Here is a 19,110-nt window from a genome sequence, read left to right as displayed (position 1 = left end):
GAAAGATGCGCGACACTGAATTATTAGCAATTGATGTAGATGCTGAGCTGGACACTTTGGTCGCGCGTTATCGCGGAGCCAGTGGACTGGCTATCGAGGTGTTGAACCTTTTAGGGAAACAGGCGGATGGGCTGGTCGATAGCTTGCCGCGCCCTGTTCGGGATCGGTTAGAGGGTGCAACAGAGGTTGCATTGAAACAGGCGATGAAGGCGGCTAATGGCTCTCGTCGCTTGGTGGGCAGTGGTCAGAAAGGTTGGCTGCACACTGCCATTGCTACGACGATGGGCGCTGCTGGTGGGGCAGGTGGTGTGCCTACAGCATTGGCAGAATTACCTGTAACGACAGCGCTTTTATTGCGTGGAATTCAGGATGTTGCTGAAGAGTACGAGTTTGATCCTGCTTCAGAAAACGTTCAATTCGATTGCATTCAAGTATTTGCCGCGGCTGGTCCAATGGCGCATGATGACGGTGCCGATCTTGGCTTCTTGGGCGCTCGCATGGCTTTGTCGAGCGGTGGTCTGCAAAAACTTACGGCTTGGGTCGCGCCACGGTTGGCTGCCGTTCTTGGACAAAAGCTGGCCGCTCAGGCTGTTCCGGTATTAGGTGCTGCGACAGGTGCCGCTACCAATTATGCTTTCGTGAAATACTATCGCGAAATTGCACACGTGCACTTTGGATTGCGCAAGTTGGCAATCGACGCAGATGTGGCCCACAACGAGCTTGTGGCCTTGTTTCTGGACAAAATGACGCCAGAGATCGCCGCGCCTTTGGATTAGCGTGGTGCCTGACTTTGCTTTCTTAGATACTCTAGCACAGCAGGGCGCACTGTTTGCTCACCGCTTTCACGCGCGTCTTCGATAACCGCTCTGAGTTCCGACAAATTGGTACGCATCAATAGGCTTTTTACCGGCCCAATAGACGCTGGCCGCATTGAGAGGATCTGGAGGCCCATAGCCGCTAGGCACAATGCCTCAATCGGGCGTCCCGCGTCTTCTCCGCAAAAACTGACGGGTGTATTTGTAGAGCGGCAACGATTTGCAATACCTTCAATAAACGTCAGGAAACTAACATTCAAAGTGTCGTAACGTTTGCGGACACGCTCGTTTTCTCGATCAGCGGCAAAGAAGAATTGCTTAAGATCGTTGCCGCCAATGGAAATAAACCCAACCTCTTCGAAGAATTTCTGTGGGGCAAAAGCAAGCGACGGCGTTTCTAACATAGCGCCAACCGTCAGTTCCGAAGGGATCGCATGCCCAAGAATGCGCTCGCGATCTACGGCTTTGTCCATTTCTGCCTTAGCGGCCGTGTACTCATCAAATTGAGCAATGAAAGGGAACATGACTTTCAGCGGTCGTCCCTTCGCAGCACGCAATAGGGCCTGCAGCTGCATGCGCAACACGCCCGGTTTATCAAGACCAACACGGATTGCGCGCCAGCCTAAGGCAGGGTTCGGCTCATCTTGCGGGGCCATATATGGGAGGACTTTGTCCGATCCAATATCGAGTGTTCGGAATACGACCTGCTTGTCACCAGCACTGTCCATTACGTGTGAGTAGAGTTTTGCAAGCTCTGTACGACGTGGCATTTGGTTGCGAATGAGAAACTGTAATTCGGTTCTGAAAAGGCCAACACCCTCAGCTCCAGAGCCCTCTAGGGAGGGTAAGTCAGCCATCAGGCCGGCATTCATTTGCAAGCTGATTGTCGTGCCGTCTAGGGTAGTGGCCGCCTTGTCGCGAATGGAAGCATAACGCTCTTGGGCATTTGCTTGCATCGCGATTTTATCTCGGAAAGCGGTTACAACGGATTCATCAGGGCGCAGATGGACCAGCCCCTGATCCCCGTCGACCATGATCTGATCGCCGTTAAGCGCTTCGGTTGTTATGCGTTCTGCGTGTATGACCAGAGGTATTGCCAAGGCTCTGGCGACGATAGCAGCGTGAGAACCAACAGAACCTTCCTCTAAGACGATGCCTTTGAGTTTGCGGCCATATTCCAGTAATTCTGCGGGGCCAATGTTGCGGGCCACTAGAATTGGGTCTTCGGGCATTTCTGCTCCGGTGTTTTTCCCTTGGCCGGTTAGAATGCGCAACAGTCGGTTTGAAAGGTCATCAAGGTCGTGCAGGCGGTCACGAAGGTAGGCATCTGACGCTTGGGACATACGCGCGCGCGCCGTTGATTGTTCTTTCTCGACTGCGGCCTCTGCGGACAGACCCTGATCAATGTCCTGCTTCATGCGTCGCAACCAACCCTTGGAATTGGCAAACATGCGGTAGGCTTCTAGGACTTGTAGCTGATCTTTATCTCCGCCTGCGGCGCCGGCGAGCATTTCATCGACACCAACACGCAATTCTTCGATAGCTGTATCCAGACGGCCTTGCTCGGCTTCAGGGTCATCTGCAATCGGGTTAGCAACGACGACCCGTGGCTCATGTAGCCATACACGGCCTTCGGCAGCGCCTTCTTGGGCTGTGCCCCCCTTCATAAGGACCTGTTGTTGGTGAAGAGGGGAAAGCGCAGCACCTTCTCCAACAAATGCGCCAAGTTCTGTCATTTCGGCCAGAACCATTGCTACGACTTCAAGCGCGTAAATCTCGTCAGAGGAATAGTCGCGCGCTTCTTTGGATTGCACGACAAGCACGCCCAGCTTTTCCCCAAGCCGTTGGATAGGGACACCACAAAAGGACGAGAAACTCTCTTCGCCGGTTTCCGGCATATAGCGGAAGCCGCTTTCTTGCGGAGCGTCGGCTGAATTGATGATACGGTTTCGTCGCGCAACACGGCCTACTAGGCCTTCGCCCATACGCAGGCGTGTTTTGTGCACCGAGTCAGGGTTCAAGCCCTGTGTTGCACATAGCTCGAGTGTTTCGGCATCACGAAATAAGTAGATGGAGCACACTTCAGTGCCCATAGAGGACGCGATCAATGTTGTGATCTTGTCCAACCGTTCTTGGCCTGCGTTTTCTTCGGCCATTGCTTCGCGCAATCGCCCGAGAAGTTTGCGGCTTTCGCTGTCTGATCGTTCAGCCATACTAGTTCACCTTTTGGCGCGCCACGCTCATGCCGCGCGCCAAAATGCGCTTAGCAGAGCCTTAGGCGGCCTTTTCGAGTTCGAAGGCATCATGCAGGGCTTGCACCGCAAGTTCCATGTATTTTCGGTCAACCAGCACAGAAATTTTGATTTCCGATGTCGTAATGACCTTAATGTTAACGCCTTCATCCGAGAGGATCTTAAACATTTTGGCCGCAACGCCTGATTGTGACCGCATACCAATTCCAACAACCGAAACTTTGGCCACGTCAGAATCGACGATCAGTTTGTCAAAGTTCAATTCGTTGCCACGAATTTCCTTCATCGCAATGTCTGCGCGCTGAACTTGATCAGTGGGAAGGCTGAACGTCATATTCGTGCGGCCATCCTCTGAGATGTCTTGAACAATCATATCGACGTTCACACCAGCGTCTGACAATTTGCCAAATATCAAAGCAGCAATACCTGGACGGTCAGCAACCGATAAAAGGGTCATCTGCGCTTCGTCGCGAGAATAGGCGACACCTGCAACTACGTTGGATTCCATGATTTCATCCTCATCACAGACGAGCGTTCCTGCCTCGTCAGATTGTTCTTCAAAAGAGCTTAGCACGCGCAGTTTAACTTTATAGCGCATAGCCATTTCAACAGAGCGGGTCTGCAAGACCTTGGCGCCTAGCGATGCCAGCTCCAGCATTTCTTCAAAAGCAATGCGATCAAGCTTGCGGGCTTTTTGGCAAATACGCGGGTCTGTTGTATAGATACCGTCAACATCCGTGTAGATGTCACACCGTTCGGCATCAAATGCTGCTGCAAATGCAACGGCTGTGGTGTCTGACCCACCGCGACCAAGTGTGGTAATGCGACCTTCTGGGCTAAGGCCCTGAAATCCAGCAACAACTGCAACCTTCATACCTTCACCAAATTTGGCGTTGATGTTTTCGGTTGGAATGTCTTCGATCCGTGCCTGCCCATGCGCCGAGGTGGTCAAAAGCGGAACTTGCCAGCCTTGCCAGCTACGCGCAGGGATTTGCATCTCTTGTAGCGTTAGTGCCATTAGGCCAGCGGTTACGTTCTCGCCTGAGCTAACAACAGCATCATATTCGCGCGCGTCAAAGAGTGGGGAGGTTTCATTTACCCAGCCAACCAACTCGTTTGTCTTACCTGACATTGCGGAAACGATGACGATCACATCATAGCCCTTGGCCACTTCAACGCCGACACGCTTTGCGGCACGGCGGATGCGGTCAAGGTTCGCGACAGAGGTGCCGCCAAATTTCATTACCAATGTGGGCATGGTCTTGGTGTCCTGCCATTTACGTTTTCGGGTTGGTGGGCGGTTTACGCTGCAGCGATGGTCTAGACAAGCGTTTGAGGGCTATCAAACGTGTTACTACGTGCAAAGAATTGCATTTATTCCCCGAAGTCCTGCAAATTTGCCGGTCAGGAGACCGAAGCCTCCAACTTAACAGAATTTTATTTGATCAGTGCTGGGTGGAAAGGTTGATGGAATCAATACTAGGAAACTCCTCGAAAGGCGTGATCTTGCGCCTCATAAAGTTGGCTTAGTTAGACTTTCGCCCTGGCCTGAATGGGAGAGGGGCGACGGGGATGCCTTCTTCGATCAAGCTTTTGGCTTCTTCGGCATTGGCTTCGCCGTAGATAGAACGTTCTGGAGTATCGCCAAGATGCATTGATCGAGCTTCTTGGGCAAAATTCCCACCGACGTAATCTGCGTTGTCTTCGACCTTTTTCTTAAGCTCAGCGATTGCGATTTCTGCAGCGTTGTTTGGTTTGTTTAAATCGGGCGCTTCTGAAGGAGATTGTTGTTCGTCGATGGTTGATGCAGCTGCGCGTGCCGTGCGCACGCGCGGCGCCATGATGGCTTTTTCAACTTTAGGGGACCCACATGATTCACATGTAATCAGACCGGAGGCTTTAAGCTTGTCGAAGGCGTCTGCACTTTGAAACCAGCTATCAAACCGGTGATCGTTTTCGCATTTTAAAGTGTATTGGATCATATGTTTTTTGCCTAAGCGGTTGAGCGCAACATAGACATGCAGGTGAAGTGTATCAAGACGCCTTCAAAAACTTCTATGTGTTGTTAGTGCAGGCTTCTTGGGTCGAAGGACTTGATGATTTTTGCGAGTTCCGGTTCGTCAACAAGCTTTGCGGCCTTCTTGCGGGAATACCATTTGCGTTTTCTTTGCCCGGCTTCTGGAAAGCTTTTAGATAGGCGCTTTGCGCGTAATGGGTAAACCATTGCGAGGCAGGGAAGCATTTCCTCATCAGGCCCGCGCTTATAGTATGAAAAGATACCTTGGCATTGGTCGCTTACTTTGCCAACGACGCCGGCTTCTTCCCACGCTTCTTGAGCTGCACCCTTTGCCGGTCTAATGCCAAGCATCGGCCATCCCTTTGGGATAATCCAGCGGCCAGATCGGCGGCTTGTAATAAGCAGGAACTGAATTTTCCCATCTTTGACGCGATACACGAGTGCTGCAAATTGGCTGCGGACTTCGCGTTTAGGTGCGTTTTCAATATTGATGGGCAGTTGCACCGTCGTTTTCATACTAATGCTATTCGCTCGAATTGTTTTTGGTCGTATCGGTATCCTACGGGCTTTTCTATCTTAGGCCAAGTTTGACGGTATCGGTATTTAGTCTTGTTGTTCCATTTTTCATATCTGCCATCGTTGAAACGCGATTGACGATATCGCCTTGCCTTGCGTTAGGGGGGCTTTCAACGTTGCTAGTCGTGCTTGTGGGAAAACGTGGGTCAGCGGAACGTAATCGTACCTATTCTCGATGAGATTTTGATCCTGGAGAATGAAATCTGTGCAGTTTTGCGTGTTTTGTTCCGGAGGATTGTGATTTTTCTATTTTTTCTGGGAATGCATGGGAAAGGAATGAGTTGATTGATTTTTCCTATATGTGGTGCCTGTAGTTGTAAAATTAACTCCATATGGTGGTCACTTGGTGTCCTTGCGACGTTTTGAGCGAGTTTCTGATCCGTGGCATCCCAATTTTTCCCATGATGTCCCAATTTTTTTGTTGATTTCCATAATTTCCCATGGCATCCCTATACATACGATGAGGACGGGAGATTAAGGGGCGCTAAAGACCCCGAATTAAAAAACTCCAAGTCAGGTTTCATACAGGCCCCGATTTCATCGAACGAAGAGATCCGGCGCGCGAGCGAGCAGACATCCCCCCAGGTGGCGCGCGCAGCTGGACATACCCCGCAAAGCGGGACGAGGGCGGCGGATTGAGCAGTGGCAGCAGCTCAATCCGCCGTTTCGTTTCTAGGGGTTCAAATTTAACCGGGGGCTAAACAGAAGGGCGGGTCAGGCAGTGGCACGCAGATTCAGAGGCGAAAGCCACCATAAGGTGGATGCGAAGGGCAGGGTGTCTATCCCGGCTTCGTTTCGTCGTGTTTTGGAGGCTTCTGACCCCAACTGGAAATCTGGTGAAGCGCCTGAGTTGGTCATTGTTTATGGTGACCATCGCCGCAATTACCTAGAATGCTATACCATCGCCGCAATTGAAGAGGTCGACGCAAAGATCGACGCTTTGCCTCGCGGCTCGATGGAGCGTAAGATGCTGCAGCGCTTGTTTCACGGTCAGTCCTTTCCAACAACTGTTGATGAAACTGGACGTCTGGTCCTGCCAGCGAAGCTGCGTCAAAAAATTGATCTGGAAAAAGAGGCCTTCTTTATCGCTGCAGGCGATACGTTCCAGATTTGGAAAACAGAAACATACGATCAGGAAGAAGCCGCCAAGACCGAAGAATGGTTGGATGAGCTCCCAGATGATTTTGATCCGCTGGTCTTCCTTGATCAGCAGAAGGAGACATAAGGGATGGCGGACAAGGCTTCTCAAACGTCAGATGCCCCTCATGTTCCTGTGCTTTTGCGCCCGCTCTTGGCGGGCGTTTCGCCTGTTCAGGGTCGGTGGCTTGATGGAACGTTCGGTGCGGGCGGGTATACGCGCGGCCTATTAGAGGCTGGCGCGAGCAAGGTTTATGGCGTTGATCGTGATCCATTGGCGTTCACAATGGCGGCTGACTGGGTTGGTCAATATGATGATCGTATCGAGCTGGTTGCAGGTGTCTTTTCTAAAATGGACGAATATGCGTCCGGACTAGATGGCGTTGTTCTAGACCTTGGTGTGAGTTCCATGCAGCTTGACCTCGCGGAGCGTGGGTTTTCGTTTATGCGCGACGGGCCACTGGATATGCGCATGAGCCAAGATGGGCCTTCGGCGGCGGACTTGGTGAATTCTGCAAGCGAAGAAGAAATCGCTGATATTTTGTATCATTACGGCGAAGAACGCATGAGCCGCCGTATTGCGCGCGCTATTGTTCGTGAACGTGCGATTGAGCCGTTTAAGACCACGCTGCAACTTGCTGGTTTGATTGAGAAAACATTGCCGCGCACAAAGCCGAATCAAAGTCACGCTGCGACACGTAGTTTTCAAGCGCTCCGCATCGCCGTGAATGATGAATACGGCGAGCTGTTCCGTGGTTTAATGGCAGCAGAACGTGCGTTGCGTCCCGGTGGATTGCTTGCAGTTGTGACATTCCATTCAATTGAAGACCGCATGGTTAAGAAATTTCTCCAAGCCCGCGCAGGTCGCACAGGTGGTGGCAGCCGCTATGCCCCAGAGGTCGAAAAGGAAGTTCCAGCATTTGAGCTACTGACACGCAAAGCAGTTGGTCCTGATGATCAAGAGTTAGAAGAAAACCCTCGTTCGAGGTCTGCAAAATTGCGGATTGCACGGCGCACTGATGCGCCAGCTGGCGACGTGGATGGTAAGAATATCGGTATGCCTATGTTAACGGCACAAAAATCTGGAGGACGTCGCTGATGCGTGGTCTGTTTTACGCTTTAACGGTTTTATCTGTGATCGCCTTGGCCTTTTGGGCCTACCGCGAAAACTATACGACGCAAGAAGCATTAGGTGAAACAGAGCAGCTGCAAGTAGAGCTTGGTGAAGCTCGAAACCGCTTGGCGATGCTACGGGCTGAATGGGCTTATCTAAACCGCCCAGATCGCCTGCGTGATTTGGCTGATTTGAATTTTGAACGTCTTAAGTTGTTACCTCTGCGCCCTGATCAATTTGGGCGCATTGAGCAAGTTTCGTATCCACCGCTAGGCGGGGCGACAATTGACGGAATTGTTGAGGTTTCTAATCAGGAGGGGCTGTAATGATCCGCAAACCACTTCGCCCTCTCGCAACTATTATTAAGGCGCGTGCTACGGGGCAAAACCCAGACGCAATTGAAAAAGAGAATATACGCAAGCGTCACGAAGAAATGCGCGATACGTCTCGGGTACGCGCTGAAGGTCGTTTGTTGGTTTTGGGGGTCGCCTTCTTGGCGGCCTTTAGCGTTATTGGTATTCGCATGGCAGGCCTTGCAGGCAGCGAAGCCGCTGAACCGCGGGCGAGTGCGAGCGGCGCGCGCATCCTTGCGCAGCGTGCAGATATTGTTGACCGTCAAGGCCGTATCCTTGCCACCAACCTGGAAACTTTTAGCTTGTATGCCCAGCCGCATCACATGATTGATAAAGAACGTGTTGCTAAAGAACTGGTCTCTATCTTTCCTGACTTGAACGAGCAGCGTTTACTTAAAGATTTCACTGGCAAGCGTAAGTTCTTGTGGGTGCGTAAAAAATTAAGTCCCGAGCAAAAACAACTGGTGCATGACATTGGCGATCCGGGACTATTGTTTGGCCCGCGTGAAATGCGCCTCTATCCAAATGGTAAACTGGCGGCACATATTCTTGGCGGTGCCGGATTTGGCCGCGAAGGCGTGAATGCTGCCGAAGTGATTGGTGTTGCGGGTGTCGAAAAGACGTTCGATGAAGCACTGCGTGATCCCGCGAATGGCGGTAAGGCCCTGACGCTATCTATTGATTTGACGGTTCAGGCGGCCATCGAGCGCGTCTTGTATGGCGGTATGAAGTTGCTGAATGCGAAAGGTGCGGCCTCTGTTTTGATGGATGTTCACACAGGCGAAGTTCTTTCGCTTGTTAGCTTGCCGGACTTTGATCCAAACGATCGCCCACGTCCATTGGTCGAAGGGGATGCAGCCGATAGCCCGTTGTTTAACCGTGCTTTGCAGGGTGTTTACGAGCTTGGGTCAACTTACAAAATCTTCACTGCAGCGCAGGCTATGGAGCTTGGTCTGGTCAATGCGAATACCGTTATTGATACCAAAGGCCCGATGAAAGTTGGCGGTCACCGGATCGGAGAATTCCAAAACAAGAACTACGGCAAGCTGTCTGTCACAGACATTATCGTCAAAAGTTCGAACCGCGGCACTGGCCGGATGGCTTTGGAAATTGGACCAAAGCGGCAGCAAGAATTCTTGAAAACACTGGGGCTATTTGAACCAACACCGATTGAAATCGTTGAGGCGAGCGGTGGTCAGCCCTTGCTACCTGCCAAGTGGACAGATCTTTCAGCGGTAACTGTTTCTTACGGTCACGGTTTGTCGAGCACGCCACTTCATCTCGCATCTGCATATGCAAGTCTGGCAAATGGCGGTCTTATGGTTAAGCCAACGATTCTAAAGCGCACTTCGCCACAGGAAGGTCCTCGTGTCCTCAGTGAGCGGGTCGCCGCCGAAAGTGTCACAATGTTGCGTAAGGTTGTGACTGAAGGAACAGCCAGCTTTGGCGAAGTTCCCGGGTACTACGTAGCTGGTAAAACCGGTACGGCCGATAAGCCAAAACCGACCGGCGGTTATTATGATGATAAGGTAATCAATACGTTTGCCTCTGTATTTCCTGCACACGATCCAAAGTACGTCTTGGTTGTGACTCTGGATGAACCAGTCGAAACGTCAGGGAAAAAACCGCGACGTACCGCTGGCTGGACAGCGGTTCCTGTTGCTGCAGAGATTATTGAACGTGTCGCACCGCTATTAGGGCTGCGTCCACAAGTTGAACCTGTGGAACTGACTGATATAACGCTGGCATCTCATTAACGCCAAAATAAGGGCAATGCATGACAGCGCAGGCAAAGACACTTTCTGAAATGGGTCTGACCGCTGTGGCGGGACTAAACCCAAAAATCACTGGGATTGCGGTAGACAGCCGGGACGTCAAAGAAGGCTATTTATTCGCCGCTTTGCCGGGCACGCGTGTACATGGCGCGACATTCATTCAATTTGCATTGCGCATGGGCGCTACGGCTATTCTAACGGATGCAGAAGGTGCGCGCATTGCATCGGCTGAATTAGACGCCAGCGATGCAGCCTTGGTGCTTTGTGAAGATCCACGACAGGCCTTGGCTTATACCTCAGCACTTTGGTTCGGGCGGCAGCCCAGCGTGATGGCCGCGGTCACGGGGACGAATGGTAAGACATCAGTCTCGACGTTTTTGCGTATGATTTGGCAAGAGCTTGGTTTGGCATCCGTAAATCTGGGAACCACTGGAGTTGAGGGTGACTTTGAAGCTCCTTTGAACCACACAACGCCCGAGCCAATCACGCTACACCGCATTTTGGCTGCAGCGAATGATGCCGGCATTGAGTGCGCAGCAATGGAAGCCAGTTCGCATGGGTTAGAACAACGCCGCCTGGATGGTGTTCAGTTGACGGCAGCTGGGTTTACCAATTTCTCGCAAGATCATTTGGACTACCACGCGAACTTCGATGACTACTTTGATGCCAAAGCAGGGCTTTTTGCACGTGTGCTGCCCTTGGAAGGCACCGCTGTCATTAACATTGACGACATGCGTGGAACCGACATGGCGGCGATCGCGAAAGGGCGTGGTCAAGATGTGATCACTGTTGGACGCCATGGCGCAGACATCGAACTACAAGCGCAACGATTTGATGCAACGGGGCAGGACATTCGATTTACCTACCGGGGTAAGACGTATCAAATTCGTTTGAATCTTGTTGGCGGGTTTCAGGCTGATAATGTTTTGTTGGCAGCAGGTTTGGCAATTGGGTGCGGTGCAGAGCCAGAGCATGTCTTTGAAGTTTTAGGTGCGTTGCAAACCGTGCGTGGACGGATGGAATTGGCGGCAACCCGAGGCAATGGAGCGGCAGTGTTCGTTGACTACGCACATACGCCAGACGCTATTGCGACGGCGCTACAGGCGTTGCGCCCGCATGTAATGGGCCGTTTGATTGCCATTGTTGGCGCTGGCGGTGACCGTGATGTTTCCAAGCGTCCCTTGATGGGGGCCGCAGCGAGTGAGCATGCGGATGTTGTATTCGTGACTGATGATAATCCGCGTAGCGAAGACCCTGCGTGCATCCGGTCTATGGTGCTTGAGGGCGCGACAGATGCAATAGAGGTCGGAGACCGAGCGGAGGCAATCTTGCGCGGCGTTGATGCGCTTCAACCTGGAGATGCTTTGTTGATCGCGGGCAAGGGGCATGAAACCGGACAAGTCGTCGGAGATGATACTTTACCGTTTAACGATGTAGAACAAGCAAGCGTTGCGGTTTTGGCGCTTGATGGGGGCTTGGCATAATGTTGTGGACTTCTGAAGAGGCCGTAGCCGCGACCGGTGGACGCTCACCAGGCGCTTGGGAATGCAATGGCGTTTCTATCGACACCCGTACATTGCAAAAGGGCGATTTATTTGTTGCTCTAACCGCGGCGCGTGATGGACATGATTTTGTTGCGCAAGCGTTGGAAAATGGTGCCGCGGCGGCTTTGGTTAGCCGGATTCCTGACGGTGTCAGTATTGACGCACCGCTATTGCTTGTTGACGATGTGCTGGATGGCCTTGAAGCTTTGGGTCGCGCTGCACGAGAACGCTTTTCGGGTAAAGTGGTTGCTGTTACCGGTTCAGTTGGCAAAACCTCCACAAAAGAAATGCTGCGTAAAGTGTTGGGTGGCCAGGGGAAAACCCATGCCGCCGAAGCGAGCTATAATAATCATTGGGGCGTCCCACTGACATTGGCGCGTATGCCACGCGATTGCGCGTTTGCAGTTATTGAGATTGGCATGAACCACCCCGGTGAAATTGCACCCTTGGCAAAACTGGCCAGACCACATGTCGCGATGATCACAACTGTTGCCCCGGCGCATTTAGCGGCATTCGAAAATGTTGAAGGTATCGCGCACGAAAAAGCAGCGATCTTTGATGGGCTGGAAGAGGGCGGTACAGCTGTTTTTAACGGCGATTTAGAGGTTAGTCATATCCTAAAAAGCGCGGCAGCTATGCATGCCAAAACATTGATTTCTTTTGGTGAAAGTGAAACCTGCCAATATCGTTTGTCTACCGTGAATATCGGAGATACCGCAACTGTGGCTCAGGCCGAGGTCGCGGGAGACGCAATGTTATTTAAGGTTCCCGCGCCTGGTCGTCACTATGCTTTAAACGGTCTAGCTGCTTTGGCTGTTGCCGATGAGCTTGGGCTTGATCGTGCCATCTCCATTTCTGATATTGGCCAATGGGTCCCCGGTGCAGGTCGTGGTTTGCGAGAGGTGATTTCACTAGATCGCGCGGATACGCGTCCTACAATCGAGCTAATTGATGATGCCTACAACGCGAACCCAGCGTCGCTAGGTGCAGCACTCGAGGTGTTGGCCGCTGCAAAAGTGACGCATGATGTTGGCCGGATCAAGGAAGGCCGACGCATCGCTTACCTGGGTGACATGAAAGAACTTGGCGTTAACGAGAATGATATCCATCGGGCGCTCACAGAACACCCAAGCATGGCATTGATCCATCGTGTCCACTGTGTCGGACCCCTGATGAAGTCGCTGTATGACGCTCTGCCAGAACATCAGCGTGGTAGATGGACTGAAACATCAAAAGAGATGGCCGAAGGAGTCACACGCGACTTAGATGCAGGAGATGTCGTGTTGGCGAAGGGCTCTTTGAGCATGGGATTGGCACGCGTAGTTGACGCAATTCGTAAATTAGGTCATGCCGCGCCAAAGAAAAGTGAAGGGACTTAGTAAATGCTGTATTGGCTGACTGCTCTATCGGATGGCGGCGACGTCTTTAACTTGTTTAGATATATCACTTTTCGGGCGGGTGGCGCATTTTTTACGGCATTGCTGTTTGGCTTTATCTTTGGCCAGCCGCTGATCAACGTGTTGCGCCGCAAACAAGGTAAAGGCCAGCCGATCCGCGAAGACGGTCCCGAAGGTCATTTTTCCAAGGCAGGTACGCCGACCATGGGCGGGCTTTTGATTGTTGGTGCGCTGGTCACGTCGACATTGCTTTGGGCGCGCTGGGATAATGGATTTGTCTGGCTGGTTCTCTTTGTGACCCTTGCCTACGGTTTGATTGGCTTCGCAGACGATTATGCGAAGGTGAGTAAGCAAAATACGAATGGTGTTTCTGGCAAAGTTCGACTGGTTCTTGGTTTTCTAATTGCCGCGATTGCTAGTTTTTGGGCTGTCGCACTTCACCCTGAAGCATTGCAAAATCAAGTAGCCTTACCGGTTTTCAAGGACGCATTGGTTAATTTGGGCTTTTTGTTTATCCCATTCGCGATGTTCGTCATAGTTGGCGCCGCAAATGCTGTGAACTTGACCGACGGCTTGGATGGCTTGGCCATCATGCCTGTGATGATTGCAGCGGGTGCATTGGGCGTCATTGCTTATGCCGTTGGCCGTGTCGATTTTACCGAATACTTGGACGTGCACTATGTTCCTGGAACTGGTGAAATTTTAGTCTTTACCTCTGGCCTAATCGGGGGGGGGCTGGGCTTTCTTTGGTACAACGCACCTCCTGCAGCTGTCTTTATGGGCGATACTGGTTCGCTCGCGTTTGGCGGTGGCTTAGGTGCGATCGCGGTTGCCACCAAGCATGAGCTGGTGCTGGGCATCGTTGGTGGTTTGTTTGTTGCCGAGGCCTTGTCGGTTATCATTCAGGTACTTTACTTCAAACGCACTGGAAAACGCGTCTTCTTGATGGCGCCAATTCACCATCACTATGAGAAAAAAGGTTGGGCCGAGCCGCAAATCGTTATCCGGTTTTGGATTATCTCGTTAATCCTCGCGATGATCGGCCTCGCAACTCTGAAAGTACGCTAATGATTCCTGTCCGTGGTTATGCTGGTGCACGTGTTGCTGTTTTAGGTCTCGGGCGTTCCGGTCTTGCGACTGCCCGCGCCTTAGTCGCAGGCGATGCAATCCCTGTATGTTGGGACGATAACCCCGCCGCGCGTGAAGTCGCGGCAAGCGAGGGCTTTGAAATTGCCGAGCTTCGCAAGAACGGTGCATTTGATGACATTACTTGCTTGATCGTTTCGCCGGGCATTCCGCATCTATATCCAGAGCCCAATCCTGTTGTGCTCGCAGCACTGAAGGCGGGCGTGCCTATTGATAACGATATTGGTCTATTTTTTAGGTCTTTTGCGACGACTGAGTGGGAAAACTTTGACGTGCCCCCAAAGATTGTCACGGTGACTGGATCAAACGGTAAATCAACGACATCAGCATTAATCCACCACGTGCTGCAGCAAGCAGGGCGTAACACGCAGCTTGCAGGAAACATCGGACGAGGTGTCCTAGATATTGAGCCCGCTGCAGATGGCGATGTGGTCGTGCTCGAACTTAGCAGTTATCAAACCGATCTTGCGCGTGCCCTAACGCCTGATTTGGCCGTGTTTACCAACCTGTCACCTGATCATTTAGACCGTCACGCAGGAATGGGTGGGTATTTTGCTGCCAAGCGCCGTTTGTTTGCAGAAGGTGGTCCTGATCGTGCAATTGTGGGCGTTGATGAAAATGAAGGCCTGTATTTGGCTGGTCAACTCTCAGAAGGCGCAAGCGATGATCGCGTGATACGCATTTCGGTTGAAGCCAAGCTTACTGGGCCTGGATGGCACGTTTTTGCCAAGAAGGGTTTCTTGTCTGAGTACCGAAAAGGTCGTCAGGCTGGGTCTATAGATTTGCGCGCCATCAAAGGACTGCCAGGTGCCCACAACCATCAGAATGCGTGCGCTGCTTATGCAGTTTGCCGTTCCTTGGGCTTGGCACCCAAGGTGATTGAAAAAGGATTTACGAGCTTTGGCGGTTTGCCGCATCGCAGCCAGTTGATTGCAGAATCCCAAGGCGTGAGCTTTGTGAACGATAGCAAGGCGACAAATGTCGACTCTGCAATAAAGGCGCTTTCTGCCTACAAGAACATCAGATGGATTTGTGGTGGTCTTGAAAAAGAAGGTGGACTTGAGCGATTGGCAGCGGCGGCAGGGCAGGTGACAAAAGCCTATGTGATTGGCCGAGAAGCTGCGCAATTTGCTATGCAGCTAACGGGTGTCGACAGCGAAGTTTGCACGACCATGGACCAAGCCGTATCGAGCGCGAAGGCTGATGCTGTTTCTGGGGATACGGTTCTGCTGGCGCCTGCGGCGGCTAGCTTTGATCAGTATGACAATTTCGAAAAGCGCGGCGACCATTTTGTTGAATTGGTGCAATCGGCGCTTGAAGAATAAGGGGAGGGGCTTTGCCCCTCTTGGCCTATGGCCAATTCACCCCAGAGTATTTTTGAAAAGGTGAAGTTGGCTAGAGTTTTGCTTTGATGGCGGTCCCCGCAGCAAAACCGGAGCTCCAAGCCCATTGAAAGTTGTACCCGCCAAGCCAACCGGTTACGTCCATTGCTTCGCCAATGACATAAAGGCCGGGAACAGATTTAGTTTCCATGGTTTTTGAAGAAAGCTCATCTGTATCAATGCCCCCAAGAGTTACTTCGGCTGTGCGATAACCTTCGGTTCCTGATGGCGTGACTTGCCAGCTTGTGAACGCCTCAGCCAATTGCATCAGCGCAGCATCGCTTTGGTCGGCGAGATTGCCCTTAAGTTGCAGAGTTTCAGAGAAGAACTCAGCAAGGCGCCCAGGAAAAAAGTGGGCCACTACCGTTGAAAGGTTCCGACGGCCGTCGGTTTTCTTTTTGGCGCGAATATCCGCGAAAAAATCGCTGTTTGGAAAGAAGTTGACGGTGACTGGTTCACCTTCGCTCCAGTAGCTAGATATTTGCAGCACAGCGGGACCAGAAAGGCCCCGATGCGTGAAAAGCATGGCTTCCTCAAAGCTGGTATTATTTGAGGTGATGCGAACCGGGTGTGCGACACCGGCAAGTGGCTTGAAGCGGCCCTCTGGGAAAGTGAACGGCACAAGTCCTGCGCGCGTGTCTGTGACCTTTAATCCAAACTGGGTTGCAAGTTCATAGGCAAACCCGGTAGCGCCCATTTTGGGAATGGATTTTCCACCTGTGGCAACAACAAGATTGGTTGTCGTTAAGTCAGAGGTTTTGCCATCTTGTTCGATTTGCACGCTAAAGCCGGATTCAGTTTTGGCGACGGATTTCATGCGTATATTCACGCGTAACTCTGCACCCGCATTTTTCATTTCGGTGAGCAGCATTTGAATAATGTCTTTGGCTGAGTTGTCGCAAAACAATTGGCCTAGTGTTTTTTCGTGGTGGGCAATGCCGTGGCGGTTCACCATTTCGATGAAATCCCACTGTGTGTATCGGCTTAGGGCGCTTTTACAGAAGTGTGGGTTTTGCGACAGAAAGTTTTCGGGCCCCGCGTACATATTGGTGAAATTGCACCGCCCGCCGCCTGAAATGCGGATCTTTTCCCCCGGTGCTTTTGCATGGTCTAAGACCAAAGTGCGCCCGCCCGTATGAGCCGCACACATTAAGCCAGCAGCGCCAGCACCCAGAATGATGGTATCATATTGCATGAACGCGCTGTGCCCGATGCGGGCCAGTGGGTCAAGCAATTCGCAATTTGCTGCTTAGAAAGCTTTCAATGATGCGCAACTGCTGATAGAATCACCCTTAGATCCGGAAAACCGGGCGTAACGAGGCAGACATTCGGCAGGTACCCGATGACAGAGATGGTTTATGGCGCGCTCCCCGTGCGGGATGTGGAGCCGATTCTTCCAAAATGGTGGCGAACCCTAGATAAATGGACAATGTCCTGCATCCTGATGCTATTTGGCATCGGGCTTTTGCTTGGATTGGCGGCGAGCCCTCCCTTGGCGGAAAAGAATGGTTTTGACCATTTTCATTATGTTTTGCGGCAATCTGTTTTCGGTGGTGCTGCGTTAATCGCAATGTTCACAACCTCGATGATGAGCCCGAAGTTGGTGCGTCGACTTGCAGTACTCGGATTTCTGGGTGCGTTTTTAGCTTTGCTCATGTTGCCGTTCTTTGGGACCGACTTTGGCAAAGGGGCTGTCCGCTGGTATTCACTTGGCTTTGCGTCCATCCAACCTTCTGAGTTTCTTAAGCCTGGTTTTGTTGTCGTCGCCGCTTGGCTGATGGCTGCGAGCCAAGAGATCAACGGCCCTCCGGGTAAGCTTTGGTCCTTCATGTTAACGGTTACCATTGCGTTGATATTGGTGATGCAGCCGGATTTCGGACAAGCGTGCCTTATCTTATTCGCTTGGGGTGTGATGTATTTCATTGCCGGCGCACCTATGGCTTTGCTGGTTGCGATGATGTGTCTTGTGATTGTTGGCGGTATGGTTGCTTACAATTCGTCAGAGCACTTTGCGCGCCGGATTGATGGCTTTCTAAGTACCGATGTCGATCCGACCACACAGCTTGGTTATGCTTCAAATGCAATTCGCGAAGGCGGCTTCTTTGGCGTTGGTGTTGGCGAAGGTCAGGTGAAGTGGAGCCTGCCGGACGCACATACCGATTTCATTATTGCAGTAGCTGCCGAAGAATACGGGCTCGTGCTCGTGCTCGCGATCATTGTTCTTTATGCAATTATCGTCGCGCGTAGCTTTCTGCGTTTGATGCGCGAGCGTGATCCATTCATCCGTTTAGCGGGCACTGGCCTTGCTGCGATGTTTGGTGTTCAGGCGATGATTAACATGGGTGTGGCCGTTCGATTGTTGCCTGCGAAAGGCATGACATTGCCCTTTGTGAGCTATGGCGGTAGTTCCTTGATTGCCGGTGGGATTGCGGTTGGTATGCTATTGGCATTTACCCGCAGCCGTCCACAGGGCGAAATTGGTGACATTCTTCGAGGCCACTACAGATGACAAAACAGCCATTGCTGGTGATCGCAGCCGGAGGAACCGGGGGGCATATGTTTCCCGCTCAGGCTCTTGCCGAGGCAATGCTGGCCAAAGGCTGGCGCGTAAAACTAAGCACCGATGCACGGGGGGCACGCTACACTGGTGGGTTTCCTCATACAGTAGAGATAGAGCAGGTGCCTTCAGCGACTTTTGCGCGTGGCGGTTTGCTTGCCAAAGCAATGGTCCCGTTCCGTATTTTGGGTGGCGTTCTGTCTGCCGCGGCTAAGCTGCGTCGGGATCGCCCGGATGTCGTCGTTGGCTTTGGCGGTTATCCGACAATACCCGCAGTCAGCGCTGCAATCTTACTGGGGTTGCCGCGAATGATTCATGAGCAAAATGGCGTACTTGGCCGTGTGAACGAGAAGTTTTCAAAGCGCGTTGATTACGTTGCGTGCGGCACGTGGCCTACGGATTTGCCCGAAGGGGTCGAAGCGCAGTTTGTGGGTAATCCTGTGCGCAATTCGGTCCTCGAGAGAGCTGGGGCTGGATATATCCCGCCAGGTGATTATCCGATGTCTATTCTTGTCATGGGCGGCTCGCAGGGTGCGCGTATTCTAAGCGATGTTGTTCCGCCTGCGATTGATGCATTGCCAAGCGAAATTCGCCGGCACATCCGTGTCTCACACCAAGCGCGTGGTGAGGATTTTGAACGCGTTACCAAGTATTATGCGGATCAAGGCATCTCTGCGGATGTTCAAGAATTTTTCAGTGACATCCCAGAGCGCATGAGCGAAGCACAGCTTGTGATTTCTCGGTCCGGCGCTTCCTCGGTTGCGGACATCTCTGTGATTGGTCGCCCTTCGATTCTTGTCCCTTTTGCCGCCGCAACAGGTGATCATCAGTCTGCGAATGCGCGGGGACTTGCCGATGCAGGTGCGGCGATTGTTATTCCGGAAAATCTTTTCGAAGTAGACAGCCTGTGCGAGCAAATAGAGATCGTTTTGTCGAATTCAGATGGTGCGTTGCAAATGTCGCGCGCGGCCATGTCAGTTGGTAAGCCAGACGCCACCGAGAACCTTGTTTCTCTGGTCGAGTATCTTGCGAGTAAGGAATAAAA

16 protein-coding genes are annotated in these 19,110 nt (G+C 52.0%); 11 read left to right on the top strand and 5 right to left on the bottom strand.

Annotation, left to right across the window (positions count from 1 at the left end):
- Positions 1–5: 5 nt before the first annotated feature.
- A complete protein-coding gene (locus Q4544_RS01775) occupies positions 6–776 on the top strand; it encodes an EcsC family protein (protein ID WP_303503604.1) in 771 nt (256 codons plus the stop codon).
- Here Q4544_RS01775 and ptsP read toward each other — a convergent pair.
- The 4 genes from ptsP to Q4544_RS01755 all read right to left on the bottom strand — a co-directional run bounded on the left by ptsP (position 773) and on the right by Q4544_RS01755 (position 5,600).
- Positions 773–3,028: a phosphoenolpyruvate--protein phosphotransferase gene (gene ptsP / locus Q4544_RS01770; RefSeq protein WP_303503601.1), complete on the bottom strand. Its 2,256-nt coding sequence runs from the start codon at positions 3,026–3,028 to the stop codon at positions 773–775. The two genes, Q4544_RS01775 and ptsP, sit on opposite strands and share 4 nt — an antisense overlap.
- A gap of 61 nt (positions 3,029–3,089) precedes the next feature.
- Positions 3,090–4,325: an aspartate kinase gene (locus Q4544_RS01765; protein ID WP_303503598.1), complete on the bottom strand. Its 1,236-nt coding sequence runs from the start codon at positions 4,323–4,325 to the stop codon at positions 3,090–3,092.
- Positions 4,326–4,593: 268 nt separating this feature from the next.
- Positions 4,594–5,049, bottom strand: coding sequence for a DUF1178 family protein (locus Q4544_RS01760; protein WP_303503595.1), 456 nt, complete (start codon positions 5,047–5,049; stop codon positions 4,594–4,596).
- Between the two features lie 83 nt (positions 5,050–5,132).
- A complete protein-coding gene (locus Q4544_RS01755) occupies positions 5,133–5,600 on the bottom strand; it encodes an NUDIX hydrolase (RefSeq protein ID WP_303503592.1) in 468 nt (155 codons plus the stop codon).
- A gap of 781 nt (positions 5,601–6,381) precedes the next feature.
- Here Q4544_RS01755 and mraZ point away from each other — a divergent pair.
- The 8 genes from mraZ to murD are packed head-to-tail and all read left to right on the top strand — an operon-like array spanning position 6,382 to position 15,451.
- The gene (gene mraZ / locus Q4544_RS01750; RefSeq protein WP_303503589.1) at positions 6,382–6,885 is read left to right on the top strand and encodes a division/cell wall cluster transcriptional repressor MraZ; all 504 of its coding nucleotides are present in this window, start codon (positions 6,382–6,384) and stop codon (positions 6,883–6,885) included.
- A gap of 3 nt (positions 6,886–6,888) precedes the next feature.
- Positions 6,889–7,896 (top strand): 16S rRNA (cytosine(1402)-N(4))-methyltransferase RsmH, encoded by a 1,008-nt coding sequence (gene rsmH, locus Q4544_RS01745; RefSeq protein WP_303503584.1) that lies wholly within the window; start codon positions 6,889–6,891, stop codon positions 7,894–7,896.
- Positions 7,896–8,237, top strand: a complete 342-nt coding sequence (locus tag Q4544_RS01740) for a cell division protein FtsL (protein WP_303503581.1) — start codon at positions 7,896–7,898, stop codon at positions 8,235–8,237. The genes rsmH and Q4544_RS01740 overlap by 1 nt, the downstream gene beginning before the upstream one ends.
- Complete coding sequence (locus Q4544_RS01735; protein ID WP_303503578.1) at positions 8,237–10,021, top strand: penicillin-binding protein 2; 1,785 nt, start codon at positions 8,237–8,239, stop codon at positions 10,019–10,021. The genes Q4544_RS01740 and Q4544_RS01735 overlap by 1 nt, the downstream gene beginning before the upstream one ends.
- A 20-nt stretch (positions 10,022–10,041) precedes the next feature.
- Complete coding sequence (locus Q4544_RS01730; RefSeq protein ID WP_303503577.1) at positions 10,042–11,523, top strand: UDP-N-acetylmuramoyl-L-alanyl-D-glutamate--2,6-diaminopimelate ligase; 1,482 nt, start codon at positions 10,042–10,044, stop codon at positions 11,521–11,523.
- A complete protein-coding gene (gene murF / locus Q4544_RS01725) occupies positions 11,520–12,962 on the top strand; it encodes a UDP-N-acetylmuramoyl-tripeptide--D-alanyl-D-alanine ligase (RefSeq protein ID WP_303503999.1) in 1,443 nt (480 codons plus the stop codon). Before Q4544_RS01730 ends, murF begins: the two co-directional genes overlap by 4 nt.
- A 3-nt stretch (positions 12,963–12,965) precedes the next feature.
- Positions 12,966–14,048: a phospho-N-acetylmuramoyl-pentapeptide-transferase gene (gene mraY / locus Q4544_RS01720; RefSeq protein ID WP_303503574.1), complete on the top strand. Its 1,083-nt coding sequence runs from the start codon at positions 12,966–12,968 to the stop codon at positions 14,046–14,048.
- Complete coding sequence (gene murD, locus Q4544_RS01715; RefSeq protein WP_303503572.1) at positions 14,048–15,451, top strand: UDP-N-acetylmuramoyl-L-alanine--D-glutamate ligase; 1,404 nt, start codon at positions 14,048–14,050, stop codon at positions 15,449–15,451. The genes mraY and murD overlap by 1 nt, the downstream gene beginning before the upstream one ends.
- A gap of 70 nt (positions 15,452–15,521) precedes the next feature.
- On the opposite strand, the gene Q4544_RS01710 is transcribed toward murD, so the two are convergent.
- A complete protein-coding gene (locus tag Q4544_RS01710) occupies positions 15,522–16,703 on the bottom strand; it encodes an NAD(P)/FAD-dependent oxidoreductase (protein WP_303503570.1) in 1,182 nt (393 codons plus the stop codon).
- A 147-nt stretch (positions 16,704–16,850) separates the two neighbouring features.
- Here Q4544_RS01710 and ftsW point away from each other — a divergent pair, with 147 nt between their 5' ends.
- Both ftsW and Q4544_RS01700 read left to right on the top strand, forming a co-directional pair.
- Positions 16,851–18,017 (top strand): putative lipid II flippase FtsW, encoded by a 1,167-nt coding sequence (gene ftsW / locus Q4544_RS01705; RefSeq protein WP_303503567.1) that lies wholly within the window; start codon positions 16,851–16,853, stop codon positions 18,015–18,017.
- On the top strand, positions 18,014–19,108 hold the full coding sequence (locus tag Q4544_RS01700) for a UDP-N-acetylglucosamine--N-acetylmuramyl-(pentapeptide) pyrophosphoryl-undecaprenol N-acetylglucosamine transferase (protein WP_303503566.1): 1,095 nt from the start codon (positions 18,014–18,016) through the stop codon (positions 19,106–19,108). The genes ftsW and Q4544_RS01700 overlap by 4 nt, the downstream gene beginning before the upstream one ends.
- The last annotated feature ends 2 nt before the right edge of the window (positions 19,109–19,110 follow it).

Source organism: Cognatishimia sp. 1_MG-2023 (genome assembly GCF_030548175.1).
GTDB lineage: Bacteria > Pseudomonadota > Alphaproteobacteria > Rhodobacterales > Rhodobacteraceae > Cognatishimia.
This window is presented reverse-complemented; position numbering and strand designations above follow the sequence as displayed.

Bases quoted from the DNA above. Each gene is read 5' to 3' on its own strand.
- Q4544_RS01700 (WP_303503566.1), top strand. From the start codon at position 18,014: ATGACAAAACAGCCATTGCTGGTGATCGCAGCCGGAGGAACCGGGGGG.
- Q4544_RS01760 (WP_303503595.1), bottom strand. From the start codon at position 5,049: ATGATCCAATACACTTTAAAATGCGAAAACGATCACCGGTTTGATAGC.
- murD (WP_303503572.1), top strand. From the start codon at position 14,048: ATGATTCCTGTCCGTGGTTATGCTGGTGCACGTGTTGCTGTTTTAGGT.
- Q4544_RS01740 (WP_303503581.1), top strand. From the start codon at position 7,896: ATGCGTGGTCTGTTTTACGCTTTAACGGTTTTATCTGTGATCGCCTTG.
- Q4544_RS01710 (WP_303503570.1), bottom strand. From the start codon at position 16,703: ATGCAATATGATACCATCATTCTGGGTGCTGGCGCTGCTGGCTTAATG.
- Q4544_RS01730 (WP_303503577.1), top strand. From the start codon at position 10,042: ATGACAGCGCAGGCAAAGACACTTTCTGAAATGGGTCTGACCGCTGTG.
- Q4544_RS01755 (WP_303503592.1), bottom strand. From the start codon at position 5,600: ATGAAAACGACGGTGCAACTGCCCATCAATATTGAAAACGCACCTAAA.
- mraY (WP_303503574.1), top strand. From the start codon at position 12,966: ATGCTGTATTGGCTGACTGCTCTATCGGATGGCGGCGACGTCTTTAAC.
- rsmH (WP_303503584.1), top strand. From the start codon at position 6,889: ATGGCGGACAAGGCTTCTCAAACGTCAGATGCCCCTCATGTTCCTGTG.
- ptsP (WP_303503601.1), bottom strand. From the start codon at position 3,028: ATGGCTGAACGATCAGACAGCGAAAGCCGCAAACTTCTCGGGCGATTG.
- ftsW (WP_303503567.1), top strand. From the start codon at position 16,851: ATGACAGAGATGGTTTATGGCGCGCTCCCCGTGCGGGATGTGGAGCCG.
- Q4544_RS01765 (WP_303503598.1), bottom strand. From the start codon at position 4,325: ATGCCCACATTGGTAATGAAATTTGGCGGCACCTCTGTCGCGAACCTT.
- Q4544_RS01775 (WP_303503604.1), top strand. From the start codon at position 6: ATGCGCGACACTGAATTATTAGCAATTGATGTAGATGCTGAGCTGGAC.
- Q4544_RS01735 (WP_303503578.1), top strand. From the start codon at position 8,237: ATGATCCGCAAACCACTTCGCCCTCTCGCAACTATTATTAAGGCGCGT.